This is a genomic window from Stenotrophomonas sp. HMSC10F06 (assembly GCF_001807865.1).
GTDB lineage: Bacteria > Pseudomonadota > Gammaproteobacteria > Xanthomonadales > Xanthomonadaceae > Stenotrophomonas > Stenotrophomonas bentonitica_A.
In genome coordinates, this window is the sequence record NZ_KV791261.1 from 236,871 (window position 1) to 262,870 (window position 26,000).

Consider the following 26,000-nt stretch of genomic DNA (forward strand, 5'->3'; position numbering starts at 1 on the left):
GTGAATCGAGGGACAGACCCGGGAGAGCCATTGGTGTTGCGTGTGCTGTGGCCGTTGCTGATCGGCCTGTGTGTGCTCTGGCCGGCGCTTGCGTCGGCCCAGCCGGTACCGCCGACGCCGCGGCAGCTCACCGTGTTCGATGGCCTGCCATCCAACACCGTCAATCGCATGGCCGAGGATCGCTACGGCTATCTGTGGATTGCCACCAATGATGGCCTGGCCCGTTACGACGGCCGCAACTACCGCATCTGGCGTGCCGAGGACGGCCTGCGCGACAACCACGTCTGGAGCGTGCACATGGATGCGCGCAATCAGCTGTGGATCGGCACGGAGAACGCCGGCCTGGCGATGATGTCGGCCGATCGCCGCGAGATCCGCTTCTACGATCGCGACAGCCATCCGGAAATCGGCAGCAACACGATCTGGAGCGTGGCGTCCACCCCGGACGGTGCGATCTGGTTCGGCACTTACCAGGGCGGCCTGCACCGGCTGGAGCGTGATGGCACGCTGACCCGCTTCATGCCCGAGCCGGGCAACCCGCGCAGCCTGCCGGCGGCATCGGTCGGCAATCTGGCCACCACCCTGGATGGCACCTTGTGGATCGGATCCAAAGCCGGCCTGGCGCGCTGGACCGGACACGATTTCGAACCGGTGCCCAGTGCCCAGTTGTCGGCGCGCGTCATCAACGGCCTCACCGCCGAGGCCGATGGCAGCCTGTGGATCAGCAGCAATGTCGGGGTGGCGGTGCGCCGCCCGGATGGCCGCTTCGAACCGGCGCCCTGGGCCGTTGCCGATGGCGATCAGATCCTGGGCATGATGCTGCGCGACGAGCAGGGCGGGTATTGGTTGGATACCCGCTCGGGCCTGGGCCGTGCGATGGACGGCCAGTTCCAGCAGGTGCCGCTGTACAGCGCGATCGCGCGCGGGCAGGTGCGGCCGAACTGGACCGGCGCCTACGAAGATCGCGAGGGTGGCATCTGGCTGGCCAGCACCAACGGCGGCCTGTGGCATCTGCTGCCGCGATGGTGGCAGTTCTCGGTGCTGTCGCGGTTGGAAGATGACCCGGCCTCGCTGCGCAATGCGTATGTGCTGGGCATGGGCGCGGCCGCCGACGGCGGTGTGTGGACGGTGGGCACGCACGGCGCCCTGGACAAGTTCGACCCGGTCAGCGGGAAAATCGAACAGCACCGGACCTGGGTGGACGGCACGCAATGGCTGCAGTCGGTGCTGGAGGATCCGCGCGGCCAGGTCTGGATCGGCTCCTGGGACGCGCTGCTGCGCTATGACCCCCGGCAGAAGCGGATGCGGCGCTGGGGCAGCGACGCGGCGGTGGACGCCACGATGGAGGGCGCGATCGAATCATTGGCGCTGTGCGACGGGCAGCGCCTGTGGACAGCGTCGGCCACCGGGCTGCAGCAGCGCGATCTCGATGGACGCGTCCTGCATCGCATCGCGCTGGGCCACGCTGGATTGAGCGCGGGCCAGAACGCGCTCGATATCCGGTGCGGTCCCCAGGACCGCCTGTGGGTGGCCACCGGGCAGGGACTGCTGCAGTGGGTCGCGGCGCGCTCGCGTTTCGAGCCGCTGCCCGGTGGCCCCGCGGCGAGCGTGCATGCGATGGCGCTGGCCGGCGATGACAGTGTCTGGCTTTCCGAAGAAGGCAAGCTCTCGCACTACGGCTGGCAGGGCGATCGGCTGACCCTGCAGGAAGTGGTCGGCAGCAGTGCCGGCTACCCCGCGATCACCGCCACCGGTCTGGTGGTGGACCGCCAGGGGGTGGTCTGGGCAGCGAATGCACGCGGCCTGGTGCGTGTCGATCCGGAAGCCGGCAGCGTGCGCCAGTACGGCGTCCATGATGGCCTGCCCAGCCAGGAATTCCGCCGCCGCACGCTGACGCTGACCCCGAGTGGTCGCATCGTGGGTGGCACGCCGGCCGGCGTGGTGGTGTTCGATCCGGCACAGGTCAAGCCGGCGACGCGACGCGCGCCCCTGGTGATCGAGCGGGTCGAGGTGCGCCGTGGCGAGCGTGTCCTGGACCTGACCCATGCGGTGCCGCTGGACATCGCCGACGGCGACCGCGACCTGCGGATCGTCGCGCGGCTGCTGTCCTTCGCCGATTCCACCTCGAACAACTACCGTTACCGGCTGGCCGGCTACGACCCGGATTGGGTGGAAGTGGGACCCGGCGGCGAACGCCTGTTCTCGCGCCTGCCGCCGGGCCGCTACCGGCTGGAAGTGCAGGCCCGCTCGGCCGACCACATCTGGTCGCGGGTACAGGTGCTGGAGTTCCGGGTGCTGCCGCCCTGGTGGCGGAGCCTGTCGGGCCTGCTGCTGCTGACCTCGGCCGTGTTGCTGCTGCTCAGTCTGTTCGCCTGGTTGTACCGGCGCCGGCTGCAGCGCCGGCATGCTTACCAGTTGGCCCTGCAGAAGCAGGAACTGGCCGAGCAGGCTTCGGCGGCCAAGACCCGTTTCCTGGCGAACCTGGGCCATGAGGTGCGCACGCCGATGACCGGGGTGCTGGGCATGAGCGAGCTGCTCTTGTCCTCGCCATTGAACCCCAAGCAGCGTGGCTATACCGAGTCGATCCGCCACGCCGGCGAGCACCTGCTGCATCTGGTCAACGACGCGCTGGACCTGGCCCGGATCGAGTCGGGGCGCCTGGAACTGCAGGCGCAGCCGTTCCAGCTGCAGCGACCGATCGACGATGTCTGTGCGTTGATGGCCGCGCTGGCCGGGCAGAAGGGGCTGCGGTTCGTGGTCGACAACACCTTGCCGGCCGGCACCCGCACGGTCGGTGACGAGCTGCGCGTGCGCCAGATCCTGCTGAACCTGCTGGGCAACGCCGTCAAGTTCACCAGCCACGGCGAAGTACGGTTGACGTTGCGCGCGATCACGGCCGGCCGCGGGTTGCACATCGAGGTATCCGATACCGGGCCGGGCATCAGCACCGATCAGCAGGAGCGATTGTTCCGCCGCTTCGAGCAGGCCGATGGCGCCCGCACCGCCGCGCAGTACGGGGGCAGCGGGCTGGGCCTGGCGATCTGCCGCGAACTGGCACTGGCGATGCAGGGGCAGATCGGCGTGCAGAGCCAGCTCGGCGTGGGAACGCGTTTCACGGTGACCCTGCCGTTGCCCCTGGAGCAGGGAACCACCGGCGTGCCGGGTGCGGCCGAGGGCGAGCAGTGGGTGTTGCCGCCACTGCGCATCCTGCTGGTGGAGGACGATCTGACCGTGGCCGAGGTGGTCAGCGGCCTGCTGTCGGCGCGTGGCCACCAGGTGGTGCATGCCGAGCACGCGTTGTCGGCGCTGCGCGAGGTCAGCGAGGCGCCGTTCGAAGTGGTGCTGATGGATCTGGATCTGCCCGGGCTGGGCGGCATCGCATTGGCTGAGCATCTGCGCAGCCAAGGGTTCGAGATGCCGCTGATCGCGGTCACGGCGCGCACCGATCCATCGATCGAGCAGCAGGCCCGCGACGCAGGCTTCGATGCCTTCCTGCGCAAGCCGGTCACCGGCGATCTGCTGGTGGAGGCGATCGCGCGGGTGCTGCACGCTCCCGGTAGCAGCGGACCGTTGGTCCGCTGACGGTCCCTATAGCTGACCGCAGACCGCAGACCGCAGACCGCAGACCGCAGGACGTCTGCCCGCGGTTACTCGGCGACTTCCTCGACATCGCGCGGCGAGGGCCGCGTGTCCGGCAGCTGCCAGAAGATCAGCGTGGAGGTCAGGGTAATGGCGCCGACGCAGACGAAGGTGGCGTGCAGCGCGGCCGTCGCGCCGTGCGACGCATCGAGATGATTGAACGCGGCCAGCAGGCTGCCGGCCGCGGCCGCACCGAAACCGGTCGCGAGCATCATCACCATCGAAAGAAGACTGTTGCCGGCACTGGCGAAGTCGCGGTCCAGATCGCGCAGGGTCACGGTGTTCATCACGGTGAACTGCAGTGAATTGACCGCACCGAACAGGGCCAGCTGGATGATGCGGATCCACAGCGGCTGGCCGGGCGTCATGAAGATGAAACTGGCCATCGCCAGGCCGACCAGCACGGTGTTGACCATCAGCACGCGACGGTAGCCGAAGCGCTCGACGAGCTTGACCGCGTAGCGCTTGGAGACCATGCCCGCCGCGGCGACCGGGATCATCAACAGGCCGGCCTTCATCGGGCTCATGCCCATGCCGACCTGCAGCAGCAGTGGAATCAGCAGCGGCATGGCGCTGCTGCCGATGCGTGAGAACAGATTGCCGAGGATGCCGATGCGGTAGCTGGGCACGTGGAACAGCGCCAGCGAGAACAGCGGTGCCGTGGAGTTGGCGGCGTGCAGCCAGTAACCGACGAGGGCGGCCAGGCCGGCGACGGTCATGAGCATGACCAGTGCATGCGGGGTGGCCATGCCGGAGATGCCGTCCAGCGCGAGGGACAGTACGACCATGCCGAAGGCAAGCATGAGGTAGCCGGCGATGTCGAAGCGGGTGCGGTGTTCGGCGTAGTGGTCCGGCATGATCTTCATCGCCGCGACGTAGCCGATGATGCCGATCGGGAGGTTGATCAGGAACACCCAGTGCCAGGAGGCGACTTCGACCAGCCAGCCACCGAGGGTCGGGCCGATCAGGGGGCCGATCAGGGCGGGGATGGCGATGAAACTCATCGCGCGAAGGAATTCTTCGCGCGAGACGGAGCGCATGACGGCCAGGCGCCCGACCGGCAGCAGCATGGCGCCGCCGATGCCCTGCAGGACGCGCGCACCGACGAGCTGGTGCAGGGTCTGGGCGAGAGCGCAGGCGAGCGAGCCGAGAGTGAACAGGATGATCGCGACGAGGAAAGTGCGTCGTGTGCCGAAGCGGTCGGCGATCCAGCCGGAGGCGGGGATGAAGGTGGCGACGGCCAGGGCGTAGCTGAAGACGACGGACTGCATCTGCAGCGGGCTTTCGCCGAGGCTGCGGGCCATGGCGGGCAATGCGGTGTTGACGATGGTGGAGTCCAGCATCTGCATGAAGATGGCCAGCGATACGAGCCACAACAGGGGCCGGATCGAGGCGTAGCTGCTGGTCGTCATGGTGCGGGGCCTTCGTCAACGAGGGCGATATGATCGCCGATGTGGGATCAGGGTGTGGTCAAGAGCCGAAGCCGAAGCATTGGGGCGTGCAACAACGAAAGCACGCGTCCTGGGTGCAGAACGCGTGCTTCGTCGGCCGTGCCCGTGTAGTGCCGGCCGCTGGCCGGCTACCTGCCGATGGCGATCAGCGTCGGCTCAAACGATGTACGGCTTCCACAAGCACCTGCACGTGCTCGGGATTCATGTCCGGGGACATGCCGTGGCCGAGGTTGAAGACATGGCCTTCGCGGGAGCCGCCGTTGCCTTGGGCGTAGCTGTCGAGCACTTGCCCGGCGGCGCGTTCGATGGCGGCCGGATTGCCGTAGAGCGTGGTCGGGTCGAGGTTGCCCTGGAGGGCGACGCGGCCGCCCGTGCGGGCGACGGCGTCGGCGAGGTCCAGGGTCCAGTCCACGCCGAGCGCGTCGGCGCCGGTGTCGGCCAGGGCGCCGAGGTGCAGGCCGTTGCCTTTGCCGAACAGGATCAGCGGGGTGCGGTCGCTGCCTTCACCGCGTTCGAGTTCCTGGGCGATGCGGGTCAGGTAACGCAGGGAGAATTCGCGGTACATGGTCGGGCTGAGTACCCCGCCCCAGGTGTCGAAGACCTGCAGGACCTGGGCGCCAGCCGCGCGCTGGGCGGCGAGGTAGGCGATCACCGCATCGGTGACGACCGAGAGCAGCTGGTGCAGGGCGGCCGCTTCGTTCAGGGCCATCGCCTTGATACGGGCGAAGTCCTTGCTGCCGCCGCCTTCAACCATGTAGCAGGCCAGCGTCCACGGGCTGCCGGAGAAGCCGATCAGGGGCACGCTGCCGTCCAGTTCGCGGCGGATCACGCGCACGGCGTCCATCACGTAGCGCAGTTCGGTTTCCATGTCCGGCACGGCCAGTCTGGCGATGGCGGCCGCGTCGCGGACGGGGTGGCGGAACTTCGGGCCTTCGCCTTCGACGAAATACAGCTCCAGGCCCATCGCATCGGGGATGGTCAGGATGTCCGAGAACAGGATCGCCGCGTCGAGGTCGAAGCGGCGCAGCGGCTGCAGGGTGACTTCGCAGGCGATGTCCGGGTTCTTGGCCATCGCCAGGAAGCTGCCGGCCTTGGCGCGGGTGGCGCGGTACTCGGGCAGGTAACGACCGGCCTGGCGCATCAGCCAGACGGGGGTGCAGTCCACCGGTTCGCGGCGCAGGGCGCGCAGCAGGCGATCATGGCGGGAGGGGCTGGTCACGGAACGCTTCCTTGGGATCTGGTGGCGCGGGGCCGAATGGGGTCAGTGCGGCGGTGGCCGCTCAGTGCGGCGCGTCGCTGCTGGTGTAGGTCACTTCGTAGCCGCGGTGCAGGTGCGCATCGCGTGCCTTTTCGAACGCGGCCAGCGCCACGTCTTCCTGCAGGTACAGCTCGCGGCGCAGTTGCCCGCGCCCGCCGATCGGGCCGGACTCCAGCAGCAGCTCCCAGCCGCCGAACAGGTCCGGTTGCAGGGTGAGCTGGAGATAGCGGGCCGGATCGGCACCGCGGGGATGTTGGTGCAGGAAGACGCGCATGCCCCGATTGTAGCCGTGAACGCCGGAGGCGGCCGTCAGCAACGGGGCAGGTGCGGCGGAACGTCGCACGCTCAGCCGGCGGCCAGCACGCGCAGCACGTCGGCCTCGTCGACGTCGGCGACGACTTCGGCGCGGCCGATGCCACGCCACAGCACCAGTCGCAACCGGCCGGCGACATTCTTCTTGTCCAGCCGCATCCGGGCCAGCAGCGCCTCCGGCGCCAGGCCGGCCGGAATGGCCACCGGCAGTTCGTAGCGCAGCAGCAGCTCGCGCAGCTGCTCGGTGTCTGCCTCCTCGCTCATGCCCAGCTGGGCCGACAGGCGCGCGGCCAGCACCATGCCGACCGCGACCGCTTCGCCGTGGTTGAGGTTGTCGTTGCCCGGCGCGCCGTAGCCCTGTTCGGTCTCGATCGCGTGGCCGAAGGTATGGCCGAGGTTGAGCAGGGCGCGTTCGCCCTTTTCCAGCGGATCGCGCGCGACGATCTCGGCCTTGTGCTCGCAGCTGCGCGCGATGGCCTGGGCCAGCGCGGTGTCATCGCCGGCCAGCAGCGCGGCATGCTCGGCCTGCAGCCACTGGAAGAACAGCGGATCGCGGATCGCGCCGTACTTGATCACTTCGGCCAGGCCGGCGCGCAGTTCGCGGGGCGGCAGGGTGCGCAGGGCGGCGGTATCGGCGATGACGGCGCGCGGCGGGTGGAACGCCCCGACCAGGTTCTTGCCTTCGGGGATGTCCACCGCAGTTTTGCCGCCGACCGAGGAATCGACCATCGCCAGCAGCGAGGTGGGCAGCTGCACGCAGTCCACGCCGCGCATCCAGCAGGCCGCGGCGAAGCCGGCCAGATCACCGGCCACGCCACCGCCGAGGGCCATTACGCAGGCATCGCGGGTGGCGCCGAGGGCGGCCAGGGCGGTGATCGCATCGCCGAAGTGGGCCAGGGTCTTGGAGGCTTCGCCGGCCGGCAGCACCAGCTCGCCGATCAGCAGGTCCGGGCGCGTGGCCAGCAGCGCCGCCTTCACCCCTGCCAGGTAAAGCGGGGCGACCGAGGAGTCGCTGAGCAGCAGCACGTGGCGGCCACGCACATGGCGGGCCAGCAGTTCTCCCTGGCCAAGCAGGCCGGGGCCGATGTGGATGGTGTAGGGGGTGTCGCCGCTGACGGCAACGGTACGCGGGGCGGGGGTCATTCGGGTGTTTCCTGTCGCTGCCACTGCGCGGCCAGGCGCAGCACCAGCTGCGCAGTGGCCTCGGCGGGCGTGTAGAGATCGGTATCCAGCGTGAGGTCGGCCAGGCCCTGGTAGAGCGGATCGCGGGCGGCGGCCATGTCGTGCAGCACCTGCTCGCGGTCCGGGCGCTGCAGCAGCGGGCGGCCGCGGTCGCGGGCCAGCCGCTCCAGCTGGGCCGGCACGCTGACCCGCAGGTAGACCACGAAGCCGCGCCGGGCGATGGCCGCGCGGTTGTCCGGGTCCAGCACCGCGCCCCCCCCGGTGGAGATCAACTGGCCATGGCCGTCCAGCAGAGCGTGCAGGACCTGGCGTTCGTGCTGGCGGAACCCGGCTTCCCCGGCGAGTTCGAAGATCGCCGGAATGCTGGCCCCGGTGCTGTCCACGATGGCCTGGTCGGCATCCACGAAGTCCAGCGTGAAGCGCTCGGCCAGCCGGCGCCCGATGCAGGTTTTGCCGGCGCCCATCGGGCCAATCAGGATCAGGTTCGGAGCGGGATTCATTACCCTCGATCCTAACATCTCCGTGCCATCGCCTTTACGCGGCGGCCCCCATGGTGGGCGGGTGCGGACTGTCCCGCGCGCCACCGGAGCGAACCATGTCTGTCGCCAAGATCATCGAGATCAACGCCTCGTCCAAGACCAGCGTCGAAGACGCCGTGCGCAGCGGCCTGAAGAAGGTCTCCGAGACGGTCAAAGGCATCCAGGGCGCCTGGATCAATGAAACCAAGGTGGTGACCGATGGCGAAGGCAACATCACCGAGTGGCGGGTGAACCTGCGCGTGACCTTCCTGGTCAGCTGATCGCCGCGGGCTCGGCTTCCGCGCCAGTCAGCGCGTGGCGACGATCCGGCGCTGCTCGTCCAGCGCGATCACCTTGTCCGCCCGTTCCGGCAGGGTGCGCAGGGCCTGGCGGCTGACCCGTTCGTAGTACTGCACGAAGCGCTCCAGCTGGGCGCGGCTCATGCTGCTGCGGTCGGGTTGGGCGGCCTGCAGGTTCTGCTCCTGCTGCCAGCGCCAGCGCGGGATCACCGAGAAATCCGGCGGCTGCAGGAACCACAGCCGGTCGCACCGCTGCCACAGCGCGGGGTACTGCTCGGCCAGTGCCTGATTGCACCAGCGCCGCCAGCGGCCATCCACATCGGCCTCGCGCTCGAGTGCATTGAGCGGTGGCTCCAATTCGGCCTCACCCTGCGCAGGCGTGCCAAGGAACCAGCCTTCGAACACCAGCAGGTCGAGGGGACCGTCGATGCGTGTCCAGTCTTTCTCGGGCAGGCGCTCGTCAGCAAGCTTGTCGAACCGGGGCAAGGCGACCGGCCCACCAGCGGCGACCGCGTCCAGCGTGGCATGGGCCAAGGCCAGATCGTGGGTGCCCGGCGGGCCGCGGGTCAGCAGCAGCGGGTGGACCTGCCGCGCCAGGCGTTGGCGCTGGGCACGGGTCAGGTAGACATCATCGATGGAAAGCATGGCCGCGCGCAGGCCGCGCGTTTCCGCCAGCGCCACGACCTGGGCGGCCAGCGTCGATTTGCCACTCCCCTGCAGGCCGCTGATCGCCAATACTGGGATGGCCGCACCGAAGCTCAATGCGTCATCCAGCGCCTGCGCGACCAGCGCATCCGGAAAACCTTTTGTCGGGGGCATGTACGCAGGTGCAGGCATACAGCGACAATAAACCCAAACCGCGTGACAAGAAAACCGCCATGACCGATCTGTATGCCGAAGCGTTGTCCACCTTTGCCGGGCTGTTTGAAGAAGCCAGGGCGAGCCGGGAAGTCGAACCCAATGCGATGACGGTGGCCACGGCCGACCAGAACCGCCAGCCTTCGGCGCGCACGGTGCTGCTCAAGGCGTTCGACGAACGCGGTTTCGTGTTCTACACCCACCTGGACAGCCACAAGGGCCGTGAGCTGCAGGCCAATCCGCAGGCCGCGCTGCTGTTCCTGTGGCGCAGCCTGCGCGAGGCCGGCATCCAGGTGCGCATCGAAGGGCGGGTGGAGCAGGTCAGCGATGCCGAGGCCGATGCGTACTTCGCCTCGCGCCCGCGCATGAGCCAGATTGGCGCGTGGGCGTCGCTGCAATCGAAGACGCTGGCCTCACGCGAGGAGTTCGATGCACGCGTGGCGACCACCGAGGCCAGCTTCGACGGCCGCGATGTGCCGCGCCCGGACGGCTGGAGCGGCCTGCGCGTGGTGCCGCAGCGGATCGAGTTCTGGTACGGCGCGCAGTTCCGCCTGCACGAGCGCTGGTGCTATGAGGTCGGCGCCGATGGCCAGTGGAGCAAGCGGATGCTGTTCCCGTAATCACCCTGGCGTCGCCTCGCGCAGCCATCGCCACAGCGTGGTCCGCGAAACCCCCAGCTGTGCGCAGGCCTGCTCGCGGTTGCCGCCGCAGTCGGCCAGCAGTTGCTGTAGTGCGTCCGCATCCGGCCGCGCCGCCGTTGCAGCGGTGAGTGCCCCGGGTGGGGTGGTGGCTCGGCTCGCGGGCACGGTGTGCACTGCATGCAGCTCCGGCAGCCAGTGCAGCATCTGCGGCAACGACAGCTCACCCGGCTGCTGCTGCCAGTGGATGCGCAGCCGGTCCACCATGTTGCGAAGTTCACGTACATTGCCGGGCCACGGGTAGTCGCGCAGCCGCGCCAGTGCCTCGGCGGAGAGCGGGGCGTCCGTACCTGCGAGCTGCCGGAAGAAGTGGCTCACCAGCAAGGGGACATCCTCTCGCCGTTCGTGCAGCATCGGCAGCGCGATGCGCAGTGCGGCCAGGCGGTAGTAGAGATCGCGGCGGAAACGTTGTGTGTCCACCAGCGATTCCAGCGTCTGCAGGGTGGCGGCGACCACGCGTACGTCCACCGGCGTCGGCTCGGTGGCGCCCACGCGCAACACTTCGCGCTCTTCCAGAACGCGCAGCAACCGGGTCTGCAGCGGCAACGGCAGTTCGCCGATTTCATCCAGGAACAGGGTGCCGCCGTCGGCCGCTTCCACCAGGCCCACGCGACCGCCGCGGCGGGCGCCGGTGAACGCCCCTTCGTTGTAACCGAACAGCTCGGCTTCGAGCAGGGATTCGCTGATCGCCCCGCAGTTCAGCGCGACGAAGCGGCCACGCCGGCCGCTGGCGCTGTGCAGTTGCCGGGCCACCAGTTCCTTGCCGGTGCCGGTGGCGCCGGTGATCAGCACCGTGCTGTCGTAGGGCGCATACAGTGCGATGTGCTCGCGCACCTGCTGAATCGCGGCACTGTCGCCGAGCAGGGCATGCTCGGCATCGCGTCGCTTGGGCGGTGCCCGCCGCCGCAACGAGGACGCACCGGAGCGGGCCAGGGTCTGGGTCAGCTCCAGCGCATGTTCGAAGGCCTGTCGTACCGAGTCGGCCGAGTACAGCAGCACGCCGGGCAGCCCGACCTGCTCGGCATGGTCGATCGCCATGCCGGTGCCGACGATGACCTCGATGCCATTGGCGCGCATGTCCGCGATGCAGTCGCGCGCGTCCTCGCGGGTGACGAAGCGGCGATGCTCGATGTCCAGCCCGAAGCTGTGCTGGAAACTGCCGAAGGTCGGCACATCGGTGGCATGGGTGACCAGGCCGATCCTGGGGGCGATCCGGCGTGCGCGCGCCAGCGCTTCCATCAGGTCGAAGCCGTTGGCCTGGATCGGGACCAGCGGCACCTCCAGCCGGCTGCGCAGGTAGGCCGCATTCGAGCCGCCGGCGATCACCACGTCGCAGTGTTCGCGGCGCAGGCGCTGGCCGATCACATCCACCGCCTCCTCGAAGCCGAGGTTGATGGGCACGATGCGGGCGCGGCGGTCGAACTCCGGGATCACATCGCCGAGCAGGCCGGTCAAGCGCGACACGCTGACCGTCCATATCACCGGCAGCTGGCCGGCCTCCGGATCAGACAGGCGGGAGCGGTGGCGGGGCAGGCTGATCGACATGGGCGTGTTTCAGTGTTTCAGTTCCAGCCATGTTACAGGTGTTTCAATGTTTCAAGGTGAAACATCCTCGTCCCGGTGTTGAATCAATGAAATCAGTTACTTGCGAGCTGGCACGGCCCTTGCGCTTATCCACCGGTCAACCACGATGGAATGCCGCATGAGCACCCCTGTTTCCTCCGCTGGCGCCCGTTTCCGCGCCGCACTGGCCGCCGAATCCCCGTTGCAGGTGATCGGTGCAATCAACGCCAACCACGCGCTGCTGGCCAAGCGTGCCGGTTACCGGGCCATCTACCTGTCCGGCGGCGGCGTCGCGGCCGGCTCGCTGGGCCTGCCGGACCTGGGCATCAACACGCTGGAAGACGTGCTGATCGACGTGCGCCGCATCACCGATGTGTGCGACCTGCCGCTGATGGTGGACATCGACACCGGGTTCGGCCCGAGCGCGTTCAACATCGCGCGCACCGTCAAGTCGCTGATCAAGGCCGGCGCGGCTGCCTGCCATATCGAAGACCAGGTCGGCGCCAAGCGCTGCGGTCACCGGCCGGGCAAGGAGATCGTGTCGCAGGGGGAGATGGTGGACCGGGTCAAGGCCGCCGCCGATGCCAAGACCTATCCGGACTTCTTCCTGATCGCGCGCACCGATGCCATCCAGGTGGACGGTGTGGATGCCGCGATCGAGCGCGCCATCGCCTGCGTCGAGGCCGGTGCCGACGGCATCTTCGCCGAGGCCGCCTACGATCTGGACACCTATCGCCGTTTCGTCGATGCGGTGAAGGTGCCGGTGCTGGCCAACATCACCGAGTTCGGTGCCACGCCGCTGTTCAGCCGCGATGAACTGGCTTCGGCCGGCGTCGCCATCCAGCTGTTCCCGCTGTCCGCGTTCCGTGCTGCCAACAAGGCGGCCGAGAACGTGTATGAGACCATTCGCCGCGAGGGCCACCAGCGTAATGTGGTGGAGGCGATGCAGACCCGCGAGGAACTTTACGACCGTATCGGTTACCACGCCTTCGAGCAGCAGCTCGATGCGTTGTTCGCCGCCAAGAAGTAAGACCGCACACTAGTTTTCTGGAGGGATCATGAGCGACACCACTACCGCCCCCGGCTTCAAGCCGAAGAAATCCGTCGCCCTGTCGGGCACCGCCGCCGGCAACACCGCGCTGTGCACCGTCGGCCTCAGCGGCAATGACCTGCACTACCGCGGGTATGACATCGCCGATCTGGCCAACACCAGCGAGTTCGAGGAAATCGCGCATCTGCTGGTTCACGGCAAACTGCCGACCCGCGCCGAGCTGGTGGCCTACAAGACCAAGCTGAAGTCGCTGCGGGGCATCCCGGCCGCGGTCAAGGCCGCGCTGGAAGAACTGCCGCCGTCGGCGCACCCGATGGACGTGATGCGCACCGGCGTCTCCGTGCTGGGCTGCGTGTCGCCGGAGAAGGATGACCACAACCATCCGGGCGCGCGCGACATCGCCGACAAGCTGATGGCCTGCCTGGGCTCGATGCTGCTGTACTGGTACCACTGGAGCCACAACGGTCGTGCGATCGACGTGGAAACCGACGATGACTCCATCGGTGGTCACTTCCTGCACCTGCTGCACGGTGAGAAGCCGCAGGATTCGTGGGTCAAGGCGATGCACACCTCGCTGATCCTGTACGCCGAGCACGAGTTCAACGCCTCCACCTTCGCCTGCCGTGTCATCGCCGGCACCGGCAGCGACATGTACAGTGCGATCACCGGCGGTATCGGTGCCCTGCGCGGTCCCAAGCACGGCGGCGCCAATGAAGTGGCCTTCGAAGTGCAGAAGCGCTACGACAGCCCGGATGATGCCGAGGCCGACATCAAGGCCCGCGTGGAGCGCAAGGAAGTCGTGATCGGTTTCGGCCACCCGGTCTATACCGTCAGCGACCCGCGCAACAACATCATCAAGGAGGTCGCGCGCGACCTGTCCGCCGAGCAGCAGAACGTCAAGATGTACGACATCGCCGAGCGTCTGGAATCGGTGATGTGGGACATCAAGAAGATGTTCCCGAACCTGGATTGGTTCAGCGCGGTCAGCTATCACATGATGGGCGTGCCGACGGCGATGTTCACCCCGCTGTTCGTAATCGCGCGTACCTCCGGTTGGAGCGCGCACATCATCGAACAGCGCATCGACGGCAAGATCATCCGCCCGAGTGCGAACTACACCGGCCCGGAAGACCAGGCCTTCGTGCCGATCGACCAGCGCAAGTAAGACCGACGTACCGCACCCGTTCGCGGGTGCTTTGCGGAACAGGCCGGCGCGATGCCGGTCTGCTCCGTTGCGGCGTCGCTACTCCTTCTTCGCCGGTGTCACGACGCCCCGGCCCGCCAACAAGCAGCTATCGCCAGCCATGAATACTCAGTACCGCAAGAACCTCCCCGGCACCGCGCTGGACTATTTCGATACCCGTGCCGCGGTCGATGCGATCCAGCCCGGTGCCTATGCCACGCTGCCGTATACCTCGCGCGTGCTGGCCGAAAACCTGGTGCGCCGCTGCGACCCGGCCACGCTGGAGGCCTCGCTGCGCCAGCTGATCGAGCGCCGCCAGGACCTGGATTTCCCGTGGTTCCCTGCGCGCGTGGTGTGCCATGACATTCTCGGCCAGACCGCCCTGGTCGATCTGGCCGGCCTGCGCGATGCCATCGCCGATGCCGGCGGTGACCCGGCGCAGATCAACCCGGTGGTGCCGACCCAGCTGATCGTGGATCACTCGCTGGCGGTGGAATTCCCGGGCTTCGACAAGGCCGCGTTCGAGAAGAACCGCGCCGTCGAAGACCGCCGCAATGAAGACCGGTTCCACTTCATCAACTGGACCAAGAAGGCGTTCAAGAACGTCGACGTGATTCCGCCGGGCAACGGGATCATGCATCAGATCAATCTGGAGAAAATGTCGCCGGTCGTGCAGGTGCGCGACGGGGTGGCCTTCCCCGATACCTGCGTGGGCACCGACAGCCACACCCCGCACGTGGACGCGCTGGGCGTGATCGCGATCGGCGTGGGCGGCCTGGAAGCGGAGAGCGTGATGCTCGGCCGTGCCTCGTGGATGCGCCTGCCCGACATCATCGGCGTGGAACTCACCGGTTGCCCGCAGCCGGGCATCACCTGCACCGACGTGGTGCTGGCGCTGACCGAGTTCCTGCGCAAGGAGCGCGTGGTCGGTGCGTGGATCGAGTTCTACGGCGAGGGCGCCAACGCGCTGACCATCGGCGACCGCGCCACCATTTCCAACATGACGCCGGAGTTCGGCGCCACCGCGGCGATGTTCTACATCGACCAGCAGACCCTGGATTACCTGCGCCTGACCGGCCGCGAGGACGACCAGGTCGCACTCGTGGAAACCTATGCCAAGGCCACCGGCCTGTGGGCCGATGATCTGGTCACCGCGCAGTACGAGCGCGTGCTGCAGTTCGACCTGTCCAGCGTGGTGCGCAACATGGCCGGCCCGTCGAACCCGCACAAGCGTGTGGCAACCACCGACCTGGCCGCCCGCGGCATCGCCGACGAAGGCAAGCTCGCCTCGGGCAAGCAGGAACAGGCCGATGGCCTGATGCCCGATGGCGCCGTGATCATCGCCGCGATCACCAGTTGCACCAACACCAGCAACCCGCGCAACGTCATCTCCGCCGCCTTGCTGGCCCGCCATGCCAACCGCGCCGGGCTGACCCGCAAGCCGTGGGTGAAAAGCTCGCTGGCGCCCGGCTCCAAGGCCGTGCAGCTGTATCTGGAAGAAGCCGGCCTGCTGACCGAACTGGAGCAGATGGGCTTTGGCATCGTGGGCTTCGCCTGCACCACCTGCAACGGCATGAGCGGCGCGCTGGACCCGAAGATCCAGCAGGAAGTGATCGACCGCGACCTGTATGCCACCGCCGTGCTTTCGGGCAACCGCAACTTCGACGGCCGCATCCACCCGTACGCCAAGCAGGCGTTCCTGGCCTCGCCGCCGCTGGTGGTGGCGTACGCGATCGCCGGCACGGTGCGCTTCGATATCGAAAAGGATGCGCTCGGCCACGATGCCGATGGCAACCCGATCACGCTGAAGGACCTGTGGCCGAGCGATGCCGAGATCGACGCGGTGGTCAAGGCCTGCGTCAAGCCGGAGCAGTTCCGCAAGGTCTACGACCCGATGTTCACCTTCAAGGTGGAACACGGTGCACCGATCAGCCCGCTGTACGACTGGCGCCCCCAGAGCACCTACATCCGCCGCCCGCCGTATTGGGAAGGCGCGCTGGCCGGTGCCCGCAGCCTCACCGGCATGCGCCCGCTGGCGGTGCTGGGCGACAACATCACGACAGACCATCTGTCGCCGTCCAACGCGATCATGGCCAGCAGCGCGGCCGGTGAATACCTGGCCAAGATGGGCCTGCCCGAGGAAGACTTCAATTCCTACGCGACCCACCGCGGCGACCATCTCACCGCGCAGCGTGCGACGTTCGCCAACCCGAAGCTGATCAACGAAATGGCCGTGGTTGATGGCCAGGTCAAGCAGGGGTCGCTGGCGCGCGTGGAGCCGGAAGGCGAGGTCACCCGCATGTGGGAAGCGATCGAAACCTACATGGACCGCAAGCAGCCGCTGATCATCATCGCCGGTGCCGACTACGGCCAGGGCAGCTCGCGTGACTGGGCCGCCAAGGGCGTGCGCCTGGCCGGTGTGGAAGCGATCGCGGCCGAAGGCTTCGAGCGCATCCACCGCACCAACCTGATCGGCATGGGCGTGCTGCCGCTGGAGTTCAAGGAAGGCGTGAACCGCAAGACGCTGGGCATCGATGGCACCGAAACCTTTGACGTGCTCGGCGAGCGTGTGCCGCGTGCCGAGCTGACCCTGGTCATCCACCGCCGCAACGGTGAACAGCTGCGGGTGCCGGTCACCTGCCGCTTGGATACCGCTGAAGAAGTCTCGATCTACGAGGCCGGCGGCGTGCTGCAGCGGTTCGCCCAGGACTTCCTGGAATCGGCGCAGGTGATGTGACGGTATGCCAGGCCCGCCCGCGAGGTGCGGGCCTGGCGCGTCGCTGGCATGGGGCCATCGGCGCGTAGGTTCCACAATAACCGGGACAGGCGGCGACATGTTTTACACCGTGGCGGGCGCGATCAATACCGCCTTCATCCTGCTGAGCCTGGTGGGTGTGTGGGCCCAGCTGCGCAAGGTGTGGCAGCGCCGCGCGAGCGCGACGGCGGGCGCAGTCGCCACCGATATCCTGTCGCTCAACCAGTTCACGGTCGGTTTCCTCGCCTACCTGTCGTTCTTCGTCTACGGCTACAGCATCCAGCCGTTCAACCACTTCATCGTGTGGCCGCGCCTGCTTGCCTCGGTGCTTGTGCTGCTGATCCTGAGAGAGATCTGGACGGACCGGCGCAGCCGCGCTGCGACCGCCAGCCTTGTCGTGGCGTGCGTGGCGCTGTTGTGCGCACTGCTGGGCCTGGTGTGGGGGCAGCGTCACGTGGATGAGGGCCGCGTGCTCGCCTCGGCGATGATCGTGGCCGTTACCGCGCTGCTGGCCCAGGGCTATGCGCACCAGATCCTGCTGATCTGGCGCTCCGGCCGCACGGGCGCGGTGTCGCTGCGGATGAGCCAGCTGATCCTGCTGTTGGACATCTCCACCATCTTGTTCGCCTTCGCAATGGGCCTGCGTCTGGGCTGGCCGTTGCTGCTGCTGGCCGTGGTCAGCGGGAGCACCAAGCTGATGATCCTGTGGCTGTTCCGCTGGGAGCGTCGTAGCGCGGGAGCCGAAACAGCGGAGCGGCGGGATGAACGGGGCGGAGTTGCGATCAATGAGATGTAGGTGCACACTTTTATGGCAAAAATTGCCAAAGAGGTCTGATCATGGCCACGATGAACATCTCGCTCACCGATCCGCTCAAGCAGTTTGTCGATGAGGAAGTCAGCCAGGGGGGGTACTCCAGTACGTCCGACTACGTGCGCGACCTGATCCGCCAGCGCCAGCGGCAAAAGGCCGAAGAGCTGCTGCGCAGGTTGATTGCGGAGGGCTTGGCGTCTGGCCCAAGTGCGCCGGTCACCTCGGCAACTTTCGAGCGGATGCGCCGTGACCTGGCAGAGCGGTTGGACCGTGAAGCGGATTGAGTGGCGGCCACGCGCGGAACAGGACGTGGCCGACGCTGCGCTCTGGTTCGCGCGTCAGGGAGGGTTGGCGCTGGGCGAACGGTTCATCGCGACGGTGGATGCCACACTGCTGCGGATCGCGGCATTTCCTGGGGCAGGGTCCGCTCGGCACGCTTGGGTCAGCGATGACCTGCCGGTCCCACTGCGATTCGTGATCTTGCCCATCTTTGATCGCTATTTGATCTATTACCTTGACCTTCCGGACCGCGTTGACATCCTTCGCGTCTGGGATACCTCGCGCGGGCTCGATGCATTGATGGATCAGACGCCATGACCGTCCTCCGGTGCACGCAGCGCCATTCAAGCGGATGACGCATCCGCTCGTCCCCATCCATCCTGCACGGACATGATTTCATGACCCATCTCCCCCAGCTCCGCATTCCCGCCACCTACCTGCGCGGTGGCACCAGCAAGGGTGTGTTCTTCAAGCTGAGCGACCTGCCTGCCGCCGCGCAGGTGCCGGGCCCGGCCCGCGATGCGCTGCTGATGCGCGTGATCGGCTCGCCCGACCCGTATGCCAAGCACACCGATGGCATGGGCGGCGCGACCTCCAGCACCAGCAAGTGCGTGATCATCTCCGCGCCGTCGGTGCCGGAGCACGACGTGGATTATCTGTACGGCCAGGTGGCGATCGAGACGGCATTTGTCGACTGGAGTGGCAACTGCGGCAACCTCAGCACGGCGGTGGGCCCGTTCGCGATCAGCAACGGAATGATCGATCCGGCGCGGATTCCGCACAACGGCCTGTGCACCGTGCGGATCTGGCAGGCCAACATCGGCAAGACCATCCTGGCGCACGTGCCGATCGTGGAGGGCCAGGTGCAGGAGGACGGCGATTTCGACCTCGATGGCGTGACCTTCCCGGCCGCGGAGATCCAGCTGGAGTTCCTGGATCCCTCCGATGATGGCGAGGGCGGGGCGATGTTCCCCACCGGTAATCTGGTCGACACGCTCGACGTGCCCGGCGTGGGCAGCTTCCAGGCCACGATGATCACCGCCGGCATTCCCACCATCTTCCTCAAGGCGGCTGATCTGGGCTACACCGGCACCGAACTGCAGCCGGCGATCAACGAGGACAAGGCCGCCCTGGCGCGTTTCGAAGCGATCCGCGCGCACGGCGCGGTGCGCATGGGGCTGATCGAGACCATCGAGCAGGCCGCGACCCGTCAGCACACACCGAAGGTCGCCTTCGTCGCCCCGGCGCAGGACTACGTGTCCTCCAGTGGCAAGCAGATCGCCGCGGGCGAGATCGACCTGCACGCGCGCGCGCTGTCCATGGGCAAGCTGCACCACGCGATGATGGGCACCGCCGCAGTCGCCATCGGCACTGCCGCCGCGATCCCGGGCACGCTGGTGAACCTGGCCGCCGGTGGCGGTGAGCGTGAATCGGTGAGCTTCGGTCATCCCTCCGGCACGTTGCGCGTGGGCGCGCAGGCGGCGCTCGTTGACGGTCAGTGGACGGTCACCAAGGCCATCATGAGCCGCAGTGCCCGCGTCTTGATGGACGGTGCGGTAAGGGTGCCTGCCGCCACCTTGTAAGTCCCAACAGGAGAATCGCGATGTCCGGTCATGACAGCCACAGCAACCAGCGCCCGCCATGGGACACGGTCCTGACCGACATCGTCGATTACGTCCGCGACTACCCGGTCAGCTCGCCGCTGGCGTACACCACCGCGCGGCACTGCCTGATCGATACGCTGGGCTGCGGGTTGGCGGCGCTATCGTTCCCGGCCTGCAGCAAGCTGCTCGGGCCGCTGGTGCCCGGCATGCAGGTGATCAACGGCGCCCGGGTGCCAGGGACGCGCTTCGAGCTGGATCCGGTGCAGGGCGCCTTCAACATCGGCGCGATGATCCGCTGGCTGGATTTCAACGACACCTGGCTGGCCGCGGAGTGGGGGCATCCCTCCGACAACCTCGGCGGCATCCTGGCTACCGCCGATTGGCTCAGCCGCAATGCCGAGGCGCTGCGCCGGGCGCCACTGACCATGCGCGATGTGCTGGAGGCGATGATCAAGGCGCATGAAATCCAGGGTTGCCTGGCGTTGGAGAATGCGTTCAACCGGGTCGGGCTGGATCATGTGGTGCTGGTCAAGGTCGCCTCCACCGCGGTGGTGTCACACCTGCTTGGTCTGGATCGTGAGCGCATGCTCAATGCGCTGTCGCTGGCCTGGGTGGATGGGCAGTCGCTGCGCACCTACCGGCACGCGCCCAACACCGGCTCGCGCAAGAGCTGGGCGGCCGGTGATGCCACCAGCCGTGCGGTGCGCCTGTCGCTGATGGCCGCGGCCGGTGAGATGGGCTATCCCAGCGCGCTGACCGCGCCGACCTGGGGCTTCTACGATGTCTCCTTCGGCGGGCAGCCGTTCCGCTTCCAGCGGCCGTACGGCAGCTACGTGATGGAGAACGTGCTGTTCAAGATCAGCTATCCGGCCGAGTTCCATGGCCAGACGGCGGTCGAAGCGGCGATGCAGGTGCATGCGCAGATGCGCGCCAGCGGCAAACGCAGCGAAGACATCGCGCAGATCACCCTGCGCACCCAGCAGGCCTGCCTGCGCATCATCGACAAACCCGGCCCGCTGCATAACCCGGCCGACCGCGATCACTGCGTGCAGTACATGGTGGCGATCGGCCTGATCTTCGGCCGGCTGGTTGCCGAGGACTACGAGGACGACGTGGCGGCCGATCCGCGCATCGATCCGCTGCGGGCGACGATCACCTGCGTGGAAGAGCCGCAGTTCACGGCCGACTACCTGGACCCGGACAAGCGCAGCATCGCCAACGCGCTGCACGTGACGTTCGCCGATGGCAGCACGATGGAGGCCGTGGTCGAGTATCCGCTGGGCCACGCGCGGCGCCGGGCCGAGGGCATCCCGCTGCTGGAGGACAAGTTCCGCCGACACCTGGCCGGGGTGTTCCCGACCGTGCAGCAGCGCCGGATCATCGAGGCGTCGCTGGACCCGGTCGCGCTGGAAGCGATGCCGGTGCACGAGTACGTCGACCTCTACGTCGCCGGGTAGAGCCGACCGTTGGTCGGCTGCCCTTAGCGATGGCTCTTGGCGGCTGCCCTTGGCGGTGGCCCTTCCGGTCACCCATGACGCCCGGATCGCCCGGGGTCGCCCGTGAACGGACGGGGACGGCCCGTATACTGGCCGCCTTGTTCAAGGAGTGACGTCATGGCTAGCCGCAGTCGGTTCGGGCAGTGGAGCTGGAAGGGAATCGCGGGCCTGGCGCTGGTCGCCGGCCTGGCCATCGGCGTCGGGGGCTGCAAGCGCAACGACAGCGGCCAGCTACCAGCCCCGTCCGGCGCGCCGATCACGGCCAAGGCCGAGGCGGTCACCGAGTTCACCCTGGTCCGGGCCTACCCCGATCAGAAGAGCGACGGCCTGTCGCTGGCGCTGGAGTTCTCGCGCCCGCTGGTCGGCACCCAGGATTTCGATGCACTGGTCCGCTTCGCCGAGAAGGTCGGCACCGAGGACAGCAGCTGGTCGCTGTCCGATGACGGCAAGACCCTGCGCTATCCGTTCGTGGAGGCGGCCAAGGAATATTCGCTGATCGTTTCGCCCGATCTGCTCGCCGCCGATGGCAGCCGGATCGGCAAGGAGCTGCGCCAGAAGGTCTTCACCGGCGAGCTCAAGCCGGTGGCCGGGTTCGCCTCGCAGGGCAGCGTGCTGCCCGCCAAGGACAGCCGCGGCCTGCCGGTGGTCTCGGTCAACGTGCCGGAAGTGGACGTGGAGTTCCTGCGCGTGCGCGAGAAGGAACTGCCGAACTTCTTCAGCCAGTACCAGCGCGGCGGGCGCCGCGGCAGCTGGGAGCTGGACAGCGACTACGGCGACAAGACGCCGATGTCGCAGTTGGCCGAGCCGGTGTACGTCAACCGCTTCGTGATCGGCGGCAAGCAGAACGAGCGCGTGCTCACCTACCTGCCGACCCAGGACATCAAGGAGCTGCAGCAGCCCGGCCTGTATTTCGCGGTGATGAAGCGCAGCGGTTCGTTCGAAGGCGAGTACGACACCGCCTTCTTCACCGTCAGCGACATCGGCCTGCATACGCGTGCCTACAAGGACAAGCTGTTCGTGCACACCGCCTCGCTGCAGAGCGGGGCGTCGCTGAAGAAGATCGAGCTGCGCATCCTCGATGGCAAGGGTGAGGTGGTGCTCAAGGGCGCAACCGACGGCAACGGCAATGCGCTGCTCAATTACACGTTGGATGCCAGCCATGTGCTGATCGCCAGCAGTGGCGGCGATACCTCGATGCTGCCGTTCAACCAGCCCGCGCTGGACCTGAGCGAGTTCGCCGTGGCCGGGCGCGACAACGCCTGGTTCGACGTGTTCACCTGGTCGGGCCGCGACCTGTACCGTCCCGGCGAGACCGTGCGCATTTCCGCACTGCTGCGCGACAACGACGGCAAGCCGGTGAAGCCGCAGCCCGTCTTCCTGCGCCTGAAGCAGCCGGACGGCAAGACCTTCCGCGAGACCCGCCTGACCCCGGGCGAGCAGGGTTACTTCAGCTTCGAGCAGCTGATCCCCGCCGAGGCCCCGACCGGGCGCTGGCAGGTGGAGTTCCGCACCAACCCGGCCAGCAAGGAAGCGATCCAGGGTATGACCCTGCGGATCGAGGAGTTCCTGCCCGAGCGCATGAAGCTGGACCTGGACAGCGCGCAGAAGACGCTCAAGCCGGGCGAGCCGCTCAAGCTGCAGGCCGATGCGGCGTATCTGTACGGTGCGCCGGCCGATGGCAACCGCTTCACCGCGCGATTGGCCGTAGCGGCCGAGCAGTCGCCGGTCGAGTCGCTGCCGGGCTACTTCTTCGGCGACCCGACCACCGCGCTGCCGCGCGAGGCGCGCGACGTCATCGATACCGAATTCCCGGCCGACGGCAAACTGCGCCAGGACGTGGAGCTGCCGGCCGAGGTCAAGCCGACCGCACCGATCGCCGTGGTGCTCTCCGGCAGCGTGTATGAAACCGGTGGCCGCACCGTGACCCGCACCCTGAAGCGGGTGATGTGGCCGGCCACGGCGTTGGTGGGTGTACGCCCGCTGTTCGATCCCAAGGACGGCGCCGATGCCAACAGCAATGCGCGTTTCGAACTGATGCGCGTGGACGCGGCAGGCAAGCCGCAGCCGGCCAAGGGCCTGAAGGTCACGCTGGTGCGCGAACTGCGCGATTACCACTGGACCTTCAACGACAACCGCTGGGATTACGACTTCACCCGTCGCTTCGAGAACAAGGACACCCGTACCGTCGACGCCGGCAGTGCCGCGGTCGGTGTTGATTTCCCGGTGGAGTGGGGCGAGTACCGGCTGGAGGTGTTCGACCCGGCCACCGGGCTGACCAGCCGCTATCCGTTCAACGCCGGCTGGAGCTGGAACGACGACAACCGCGGCCTGGATGCACGCCCGGACAAGGTCAAGCTGGCGCTGGACAAGACCGGCTACAAGGCCGGCGATACCGTGCGCGTCACCGTGACCCCGCCGCATGCCGGCAAGGGCGTGCTGATGGTCGAGAGCGACAAGATGCTCTACGTCCAGGATATCGACGCCAAGCCGGGCAGCACCTACGACATTCCGGTCACGGCCGAATGGGAACGTCACGACGTCTACATCACGGCGCTGGTGTTCCGTGGCGGCAGTGCCCCGAGCAAGATCACCCCGGCCCGTGCGGTCGGCGTGGTGCATGTGCCGATGGACCGCAAGGCGCGGCAGATCGCAGTGGGCCTGGTGGCCCCCAAGCAGATGCGCCCGGAGCAGACGCTGCCGGTCACCGTGAGCGCCCCGCAGCTGGCCGGCAAGGTCGCACATGTGACCGTCTCGGCGGTGGATGTGGGCATCCTCAACATCACCCGCTTCCCGGTGCCCGATGCCGCTGCGCACTTCTTCGCGCAGCGTCGTCTGGGCGTGGATGCGTATGACATCTACAGCCGCGTGATCGAAAGCTTCGACGGCAGCAGCGGCAAGCTGAAGTTCGGTGGCGACATGGCGCTGGCCGCGATGCCGCAGGCCAAGCGCCCGACCGCGCGGGTGCAGACGGTGGACCTGTTCTCCGGCCCGGTGAAACTCGATGCCAAGGGCATCGCGCGGATCGCGCTGAAGGTGCCGGATTTCAACGGCACCCTGCGCGTCTCGGCGCTGGTGTACGCCGATGACCAGTACGGCAAGCGCGATGTGGAGACCGTGGTGCGCGCGCCGATCCTGGCCGAAGCCAGCATGCCGCGCGTGATGGCGCCCGGGGATACCAGCACGGTCACCCTGGATGTGCAGAACTTCACCGGCACGCCGGGCGAGTTCAAGGTGCAGGTCGATGGCATCGGGCCGCTGACCCTGGGCGACGCCAGCCGCACGCTCAAGCTCAACGCCGACGCCAAGAGCACGCTGAGCTTCCCGCTGACCGCCCGCGAGGGCTACACGGTAGCCAAGGTCCGCGTGCGCGTGGACGGCAACGGCTTCAAGGTCGATCGCCGCTATGACCTGCCGGTGCGCGCGGCGTGGCCGCAGGTGCTGCGCGCACAGACCCGCACGCTGGATCCGCTGGCCGCCGTCACGATGGACGCCGGCCTGGCCGATGGTCTGATGAACGACTCGGTGACCGCACGCATGCTGGTCAGCGCGCTGCCGCCGATTCCGTTCGCCAGTGCCTTGAATGGCGCGCTCAACTATCCGTATGGCTGCGCCGAGCAGACCACCAGCAAGGGCTATGCCGCGCTGATGCTGGATGAAGCGACCTCGGCCATGCTGGGTGCGGACGGGCTGGATGCCAAGACCCGCCGCGAGCGCATGGAAGGTGCCTTCGGCCGCCTGGCCTCGATGCAGGTCGCCAACGGCAACTTCTCGATGTGGGGCGACGACGGCTACATCAATCCGTGGCTGACGCCGTATATCGCCGAGTTCCTGCTCGACGCCAAGGACGCCGGCTTCGCCGTACCGGACAACGTGCTGCAGAAAGCGCTGAACCGCCTGAGTGAAGATCTGCTGTCCGGTGGCAACCAGTTCTACGGCGAGGACCGCCGCGAGAACCTGAAGTTCGCCAACCAGGCGTATTCGGGCTACGTGCTGGCCCGGGTCAACCGTGCACCGCTGGGTACCCTGCGCGCGCTGTACGACAATGAACGCAGCAAGTCGCTGACCGGCCTGTCGCTGGTGCACCTGGGCATCGCGCTGTCGCTGCAGGGCGATCACAAGCGCGGCGATGCGGCCATTGCCGCCGGCTTTGCCAAGCGCGCCGACGACCGCCCGGCCTACTTCGGCGATTACGGCAGCGCGGTGCGCGATGACGCGCTGATGATCGCGCTGCTGCACGAGCGCAAGCTGTCCAAGCCGGGCTACGATGCACGTGCGGTCGATCTCGGCCGCGCGCTGGACGCCCGCCGCAACAGTGGCTGGATGTGGCTGAGCACCCAGGAGCAGGTGGCGCTGGCGCGGATGGGCAAGGCGCTGTCGGCCAACCAGAAGAAGCTGGTATCCGGTGAACTGGTGGTCGGTGGCGAAAGCGAGAGCATCTCGGCGCGCCGCATGTTCGGCCGCAGCGTCGACTACGCCGCGCTGGCCAAGGGCGTGCGCTTCACCCCGCAGGGGGAGCCGCCGATGTTCGCCAGCCTGGAAGTGGCCGGCATTCCGCGCAACCCGCCCGAACCGGACAGCCGCACGCTGGGCGTGGAGCGCAGCTGGTACACCACCGACGGCAAGCCGTGGACGCCGCGGCCGCTGAAGGAAGGCGAGGCCCTGATCGTACGCGTCAGCGTCACCCCGAACGTGGACATGCCCGATGCACTGCTGACCGATCTGCTGCCGGCCGGGTTGGAGATCGAGAACTTCAACCTGGGCGATGCCAAGCAGTGGGCCGATGTGGTGGTCGATGGGTTGAGCGTCAACGACCGCGGCGATGCGGCCAACATCAAGCACGAAGAGTTCCGAGACGATCGCTATGTGGCCGCGCTGAAACTCTCCCGTGGCAGCACCGCCAAGGTGTTCTACCTGGTACGTGCGGTCACGCCGGGCACCTACCGCGTGCCGCCACCGCTGGTGGAGGACATGTACCGTCCGGACCTGCGCGGCGTAGGGCGCAGCCTCCCGGCATCGCTGACCGTGGTGCAGCCCTGATCGCAG

At 67.6% G+C, this 26,000-nt stretch carries 19 protein-coding genes; 12 read left to right on the plus strand and 7 right to left on the minus strand.

The window, feature by feature from the left end; translation table 11 throughout:
* Window positions 1-30 precede the first annotated feature (30 nt).
* Window positions 31-3,582 carry a sensor histidine kinase gene (locus tag HMPREF3113_RS05835; protein ID WP_070471356.1) on the plus strand — a complete coding sequence of 1,184 codons (3,552 nt, stop codon included), beginning with the start codon at window positions 31-33 and terminating at the stop codon, window positions 3,580-3,582.
* 65 nt (window positions 3,583-3,647) lie between these two features.
* On the opposite strand, the gene mdtD is transcribed toward HMPREF3113_RS05835, so the two are convergent.
* The 5 genes from mdtD to HMPREF3113_RS05860 all read right to left on the minus strand — a co-directional run bounded on the left by mdtD (window position 3,648) and on the right by HMPREF3113_RS05860 (window position 8,342).
* Window positions 3,648-5,051 (minus strand): multidrug transporter subunit MdtD, encoded by a 1,404-nt coding sequence (gene mdtD, locus HMPREF3113_RS05840; RefSeq protein ID WP_070425714.1) that lies wholly within the window; start codon window positions 5,049-5,051, stop codon window positions 3,648-3,650.
* 184 nt (window positions 5,052-5,235) lie between these two features.
* Window positions 5,236-6,309, minus strand: coding sequence for a uroporphyrinogen decarboxylase (gene hemE, locus HMPREF3113_RS05845; RefSeq protein ID WP_070471359.1), 1,074 nt, complete (start codon window positions 6,307-6,309; stop codon window positions 5,236-5,238).
* 61 nt (window positions 6,310-6,370) lie between these two features.
* Window positions 6,371-6,622 carry a WGR domain-containing protein gene (locus HMPREF3113_RS05850; RefSeq protein ID WP_070471362.1) on the minus strand — a complete coding sequence of 84 codons (252 nt, stop codon included), beginning with the start codon at window positions 6,620-6,622 and terminating at the stop codon, window positions 6,371-6,373.
* A gap of 71 nt (window positions 6,623-6,693) precedes the next feature.
* A complete protein-coding gene (aroB, locus tag HMPREF3113_RS05855) occupies window positions 6,694-7,803 on the minus strand; it encodes a 3-dehydroquinate synthase (protein WP_046272697.1) in 1,110 nt (369 codons plus the stop codon).
* On the minus strand, window positions 7,800-8,342 hold the full coding sequence (locus HMPREF3113_RS05860) for a shikimate kinase (protein WP_019186070.1): 543 nt from the start codon (window positions 8,340-8,342) through the stop codon (window positions 7,800-7,802). The genes aroB and HMPREF3113_RS05860 overlap by 4 nt, the downstream gene beginning before the upstream one ends.
* Before the next feature lie 95 nt (window positions 8,343-8,437).
* Between HMPREF3113_RS05860 and HMPREF3113_RS05865 the strand changes: the two genes are divergently transcribed.
* Window positions 8,438-8,641, plus strand: a complete 204-nt coding sequence (locus HMPREF3113_RS05865; RefSeq protein ID WP_019186071.1) for a dodecin family protein — start codon at window positions 8,438-8,440, stop codon at window positions 8,639-8,641.
* Between the two features lie 27 nt (window positions 8,642-8,668).
* Here the strand turns inward: HMPREF3113_RS05865 and HMPREF3113_RS05870 are convergent, their stop codons facing one another.
* Window positions 8,669-9,496 (minus strand): kinase, encoded by an 828-nt coding sequence (locus HMPREF3113_RS05870; protein WP_070471364.1) that lies wholly within the window; start codon window positions 9,494-9,496, stop codon window positions 8,669-8,671.
* 41 nt (window positions 9,497-9,537) lie between these two features.
* On the opposite strand from HMPREF3113_RS05870, the gene pdxH reads away from it, so the two are divergent.
* The gene (gene pdxH, locus HMPREF3113_RS05875) at window positions 9,538-10,137 is read left to right on the plus strand and encodes a pyridoxamine 5'-phosphate oxidase (RefSeq protein ID WP_070471366.1); all 600 of its coding nucleotides are present in this window, start codon (window positions 9,538-9,540) and stop codon (window positions 10,135-10,137) included.
* Here pdxH and prpR read toward each other — a convergent pair whose 3' ends face one another.
* The gene (prpR, locus tag HMPREF3113_RS05880; protein WP_139146297.1) at window positions 10,138-11,760 is read right to left on the minus strand and encodes a propionate catabolism operon regulatory protein PrpR; all 1,623 of its coding nucleotides are present in this window, start codon (window positions 11,758-11,760) and stop codon (window positions 10,138-10,140) included.
* A gap of 157 nt (window positions 11,761-11,917) precedes the next feature.
* Between prpR and prpB the strand changes: the two genes are divergently transcribed.
* The 9 genes from prpB (at window position 11,918) to HMPREF3113_RS05925 (ending at window position 25,994) form a co-directional block, all read left to right on the plus strand.
* Entirely contained in the window at window positions 11,918-12,808 is an 891-nt protein-coding gene (gene prpB, locus HMPREF3113_RS05885; protein ID WP_070471368.1) for a methylisocitrate lyase, read from the plus strand.
* Window positions 12,809-12,836: 28 nt separating this feature from the next.
* Window positions 12,837-13,994: a bifunctional 2-methylcitrate synthase/citrate synthase gene (gene prpC / locus HMPREF3113_RS05890; protein WP_070471370.1), complete on the plus strand. Its 1,158-nt coding sequence runs from the start codon at window positions 12,837-12,839 to the stop codon at window positions 13,992-13,994.
* 139 nt (window positions 13,995-14,133) lie between these two features.
* Window positions 14,134-16,749 (plus strand): Fe/S-dependent 2-methylisocitrate dehydratase AcnD, encoded by a 2,616-nt coding sequence (gene acnD, locus HMPREF3113_RS05895; protein WP_070471372.1) that lies wholly within the window; start codon window positions 14,134-14,136, stop codon window positions 16,747-16,749.
* A gap of 97 nt (window positions 16,750-16,846) precedes the next feature.
* Window positions 16,847-17,563 carry a hypothetical protein gene (locus HMPREF3113_RS05900; protein WP_070471374.1) on the plus strand — a complete coding sequence of 239 codons (717 nt, stop codon included), beginning with the start codon at window positions 16,847-16,849 and terminating at the stop codon, window positions 17,561-17,563.
* Window positions 17,564-17,604: 41 nt separating this feature from the next.
* Window positions 17,605-17,862, plus strand: a complete 258-nt coding sequence (locus tag HMPREF3113_RS05905) for a type II toxin-antitoxin system ParD family antitoxin (protein WP_019186079.1) — start codon at window positions 17,605-17,607, stop codon at window positions 17,860-17,862.
* Window positions 17,825-18,175, plus strand: coding sequence for a type II toxin-antitoxin system RelE/ParE family toxin (locus HMPREF3113_RS05910; protein ID WP_254427760.1), 351 nt, complete (start codon window positions 17,825-17,827; stop codon window positions 18,173-18,175). The genes HMPREF3113_RS05905 and HMPREF3113_RS05910 overlap by 38 nt, the downstream gene beginning before the upstream one ends.
* 80 nt (window positions 18,176-18,255) lie before the next feature.
* Window positions 18,256-19,440 carry a 2-methylaconitate cis-trans isomerase PrpF gene (gene prpF, locus HMPREF3113_RS05915; RefSeq protein WP_070471378.1) on the plus strand — a complete coding sequence of 395 codons (1,185 nt, stop codon included), beginning with the start codon at window positions 18,256-18,258 and terminating at the stop codon, window positions 19,438-19,440.
* Between the two features lie 20 nt (window positions 19,441-19,460).
* On the plus strand, window positions 19,461-20,918 hold the full coding sequence (locus HMPREF3113_RS05920) for a bifunctional 2-methylcitrate dehydratase/aconitate hydratase (RefSeq protein ID WP_070471381.1): 1,458 nt from the start codon (window positions 19,461-19,463) through the stop codon (window positions 20,916-20,918).
* A gap of 156 nt (window positions 20,919-21,074) precedes the next feature.
* Window positions 21,075-25,994 carry an alpha-2-macroglobulin family protein gene (locus HMPREF3113_RS05925; protein ID WP_070471383.1) on the plus strand — a complete coding sequence of 1,640 codons (4,920 nt, stop codon included), beginning with the start codon at window positions 21,075-21,077 and terminating at the stop codon, window positions 25,992-25,994.
* The last annotated feature ends 6 nt before the right edge of the window (window positions 25,995-26,000 follow it).

Excerpts from the sequence above, each read along its gene's own strand:
- HMPREF3113_RS05900 (WP_070471374.1), top strand. The coding sequence starts at position 16,847 with ATGTTTTACACCGTGGCGGGCGCGATCAATACCGCCTTCATCCTGCTG.
- prpF (WP_070471378.1), top strand. The coding sequence starts at position 18,256 with ATGACCCATCTCCCCCAGCTCCGCATTCCCGCCACCTACCTGCGCGGT.
- aroB (WP_046272697.1), bottom strand. The coding sequence starts at position 7,803 with ATGACCCCCGCCCCGCGTACCGTTGCCGTCAGCGGCGACACCCCCTAC.
- acnD (WP_070471372.1), top strand. The coding sequence starts at position 14,134 with ATGAATACTCAGTACCGCAAGAACCTCCCCGGCACCGCGCTGGACTAT.
- pdxH (WP_070471366.1), top strand. The coding sequence starts at position 9,538 with ATGACCGATCTGTATGCCGAAGCGTTGTCCACCTTTGCCGGGCTGTTT.
- prpB (WP_070471368.1), top strand. The coding sequence starts at position 11,918 with ATGAGCACCCCTGTTTCCTCCGCTGGCGCCCGTTTCCGCGCCGCACTG.
- prpC (WP_070471370.1), top strand. The coding sequence starts at position 12,837 with ATGAGCGACACCACTACCGCCCCCGGCTTCAAGCCGAAGAAATCCGTC.
- HMPREF3113_RS05860 (WP_019186070.1), bottom strand. The coding sequence starts at position 8,342 with ATGAATCCCGCTCCGAACCTGATCCTGATTGGCCCGATGGGCGCCGGC.
- mdtD (WP_070425714.1), bottom strand. The coding sequence starts at position 5,051 with ATGACGACCAGCAGCTACGCCTCGATCCGGCCCCTGTTGTGGCTCGTA.
- HMPREF3113_RS05870 (WP_070471364.1), bottom strand. The coding sequence starts at position 9,496 with ATGCCTGCACCTGCGTACATGCCCCCGACAAAAGGTTTTCCGGATGCG.
- HMPREF3113_RS05865 (WP_019186071.1), top strand. The coding sequence starts at position 8,438 with ATGTCTGTCGCCAAGATCATCGAGATCAACGCCTCGTCCAAGACCAGC.
- HMPREF3113_RS05850 (WP_070471362.1), bottom strand. The coding sequence starts at position 6,622 with ATGCGCGTCTTCCTGCACCAACATCCCCGCGGTGCCGATCCGGCCCGC.
- HMPREF3113_RS05905 (WP_019186079.1), top strand. The coding sequence starts at position 17,605 with ATGGCCACGATGAACATCTCGCTCACCGATCCGCTCAAGCAGTTTGTC.
- HMPREF3113_RS05925 (WP_070471383.1), top strand. The coding sequence starts at position 21,075 with ATGGCTAGCCGCAGTCGGTTCGGGCAGTGGAGCTGGAAGGGAATCGCG.
- HMPREF3113_RS05920 (WP_070471381.1), top strand. The coding sequence starts at position 19,461 with ATGTCCGGTCATGACAGCCACAGCAACCAGCGCCCGCCATGGGACACG.
- prpR (WP_139146297.1), bottom strand. The coding sequence starts at position 11,760 with ATGTCGATCAGCCTGCCCCGCCACCGCTCCCGCCTGTCTGATCCGGAG.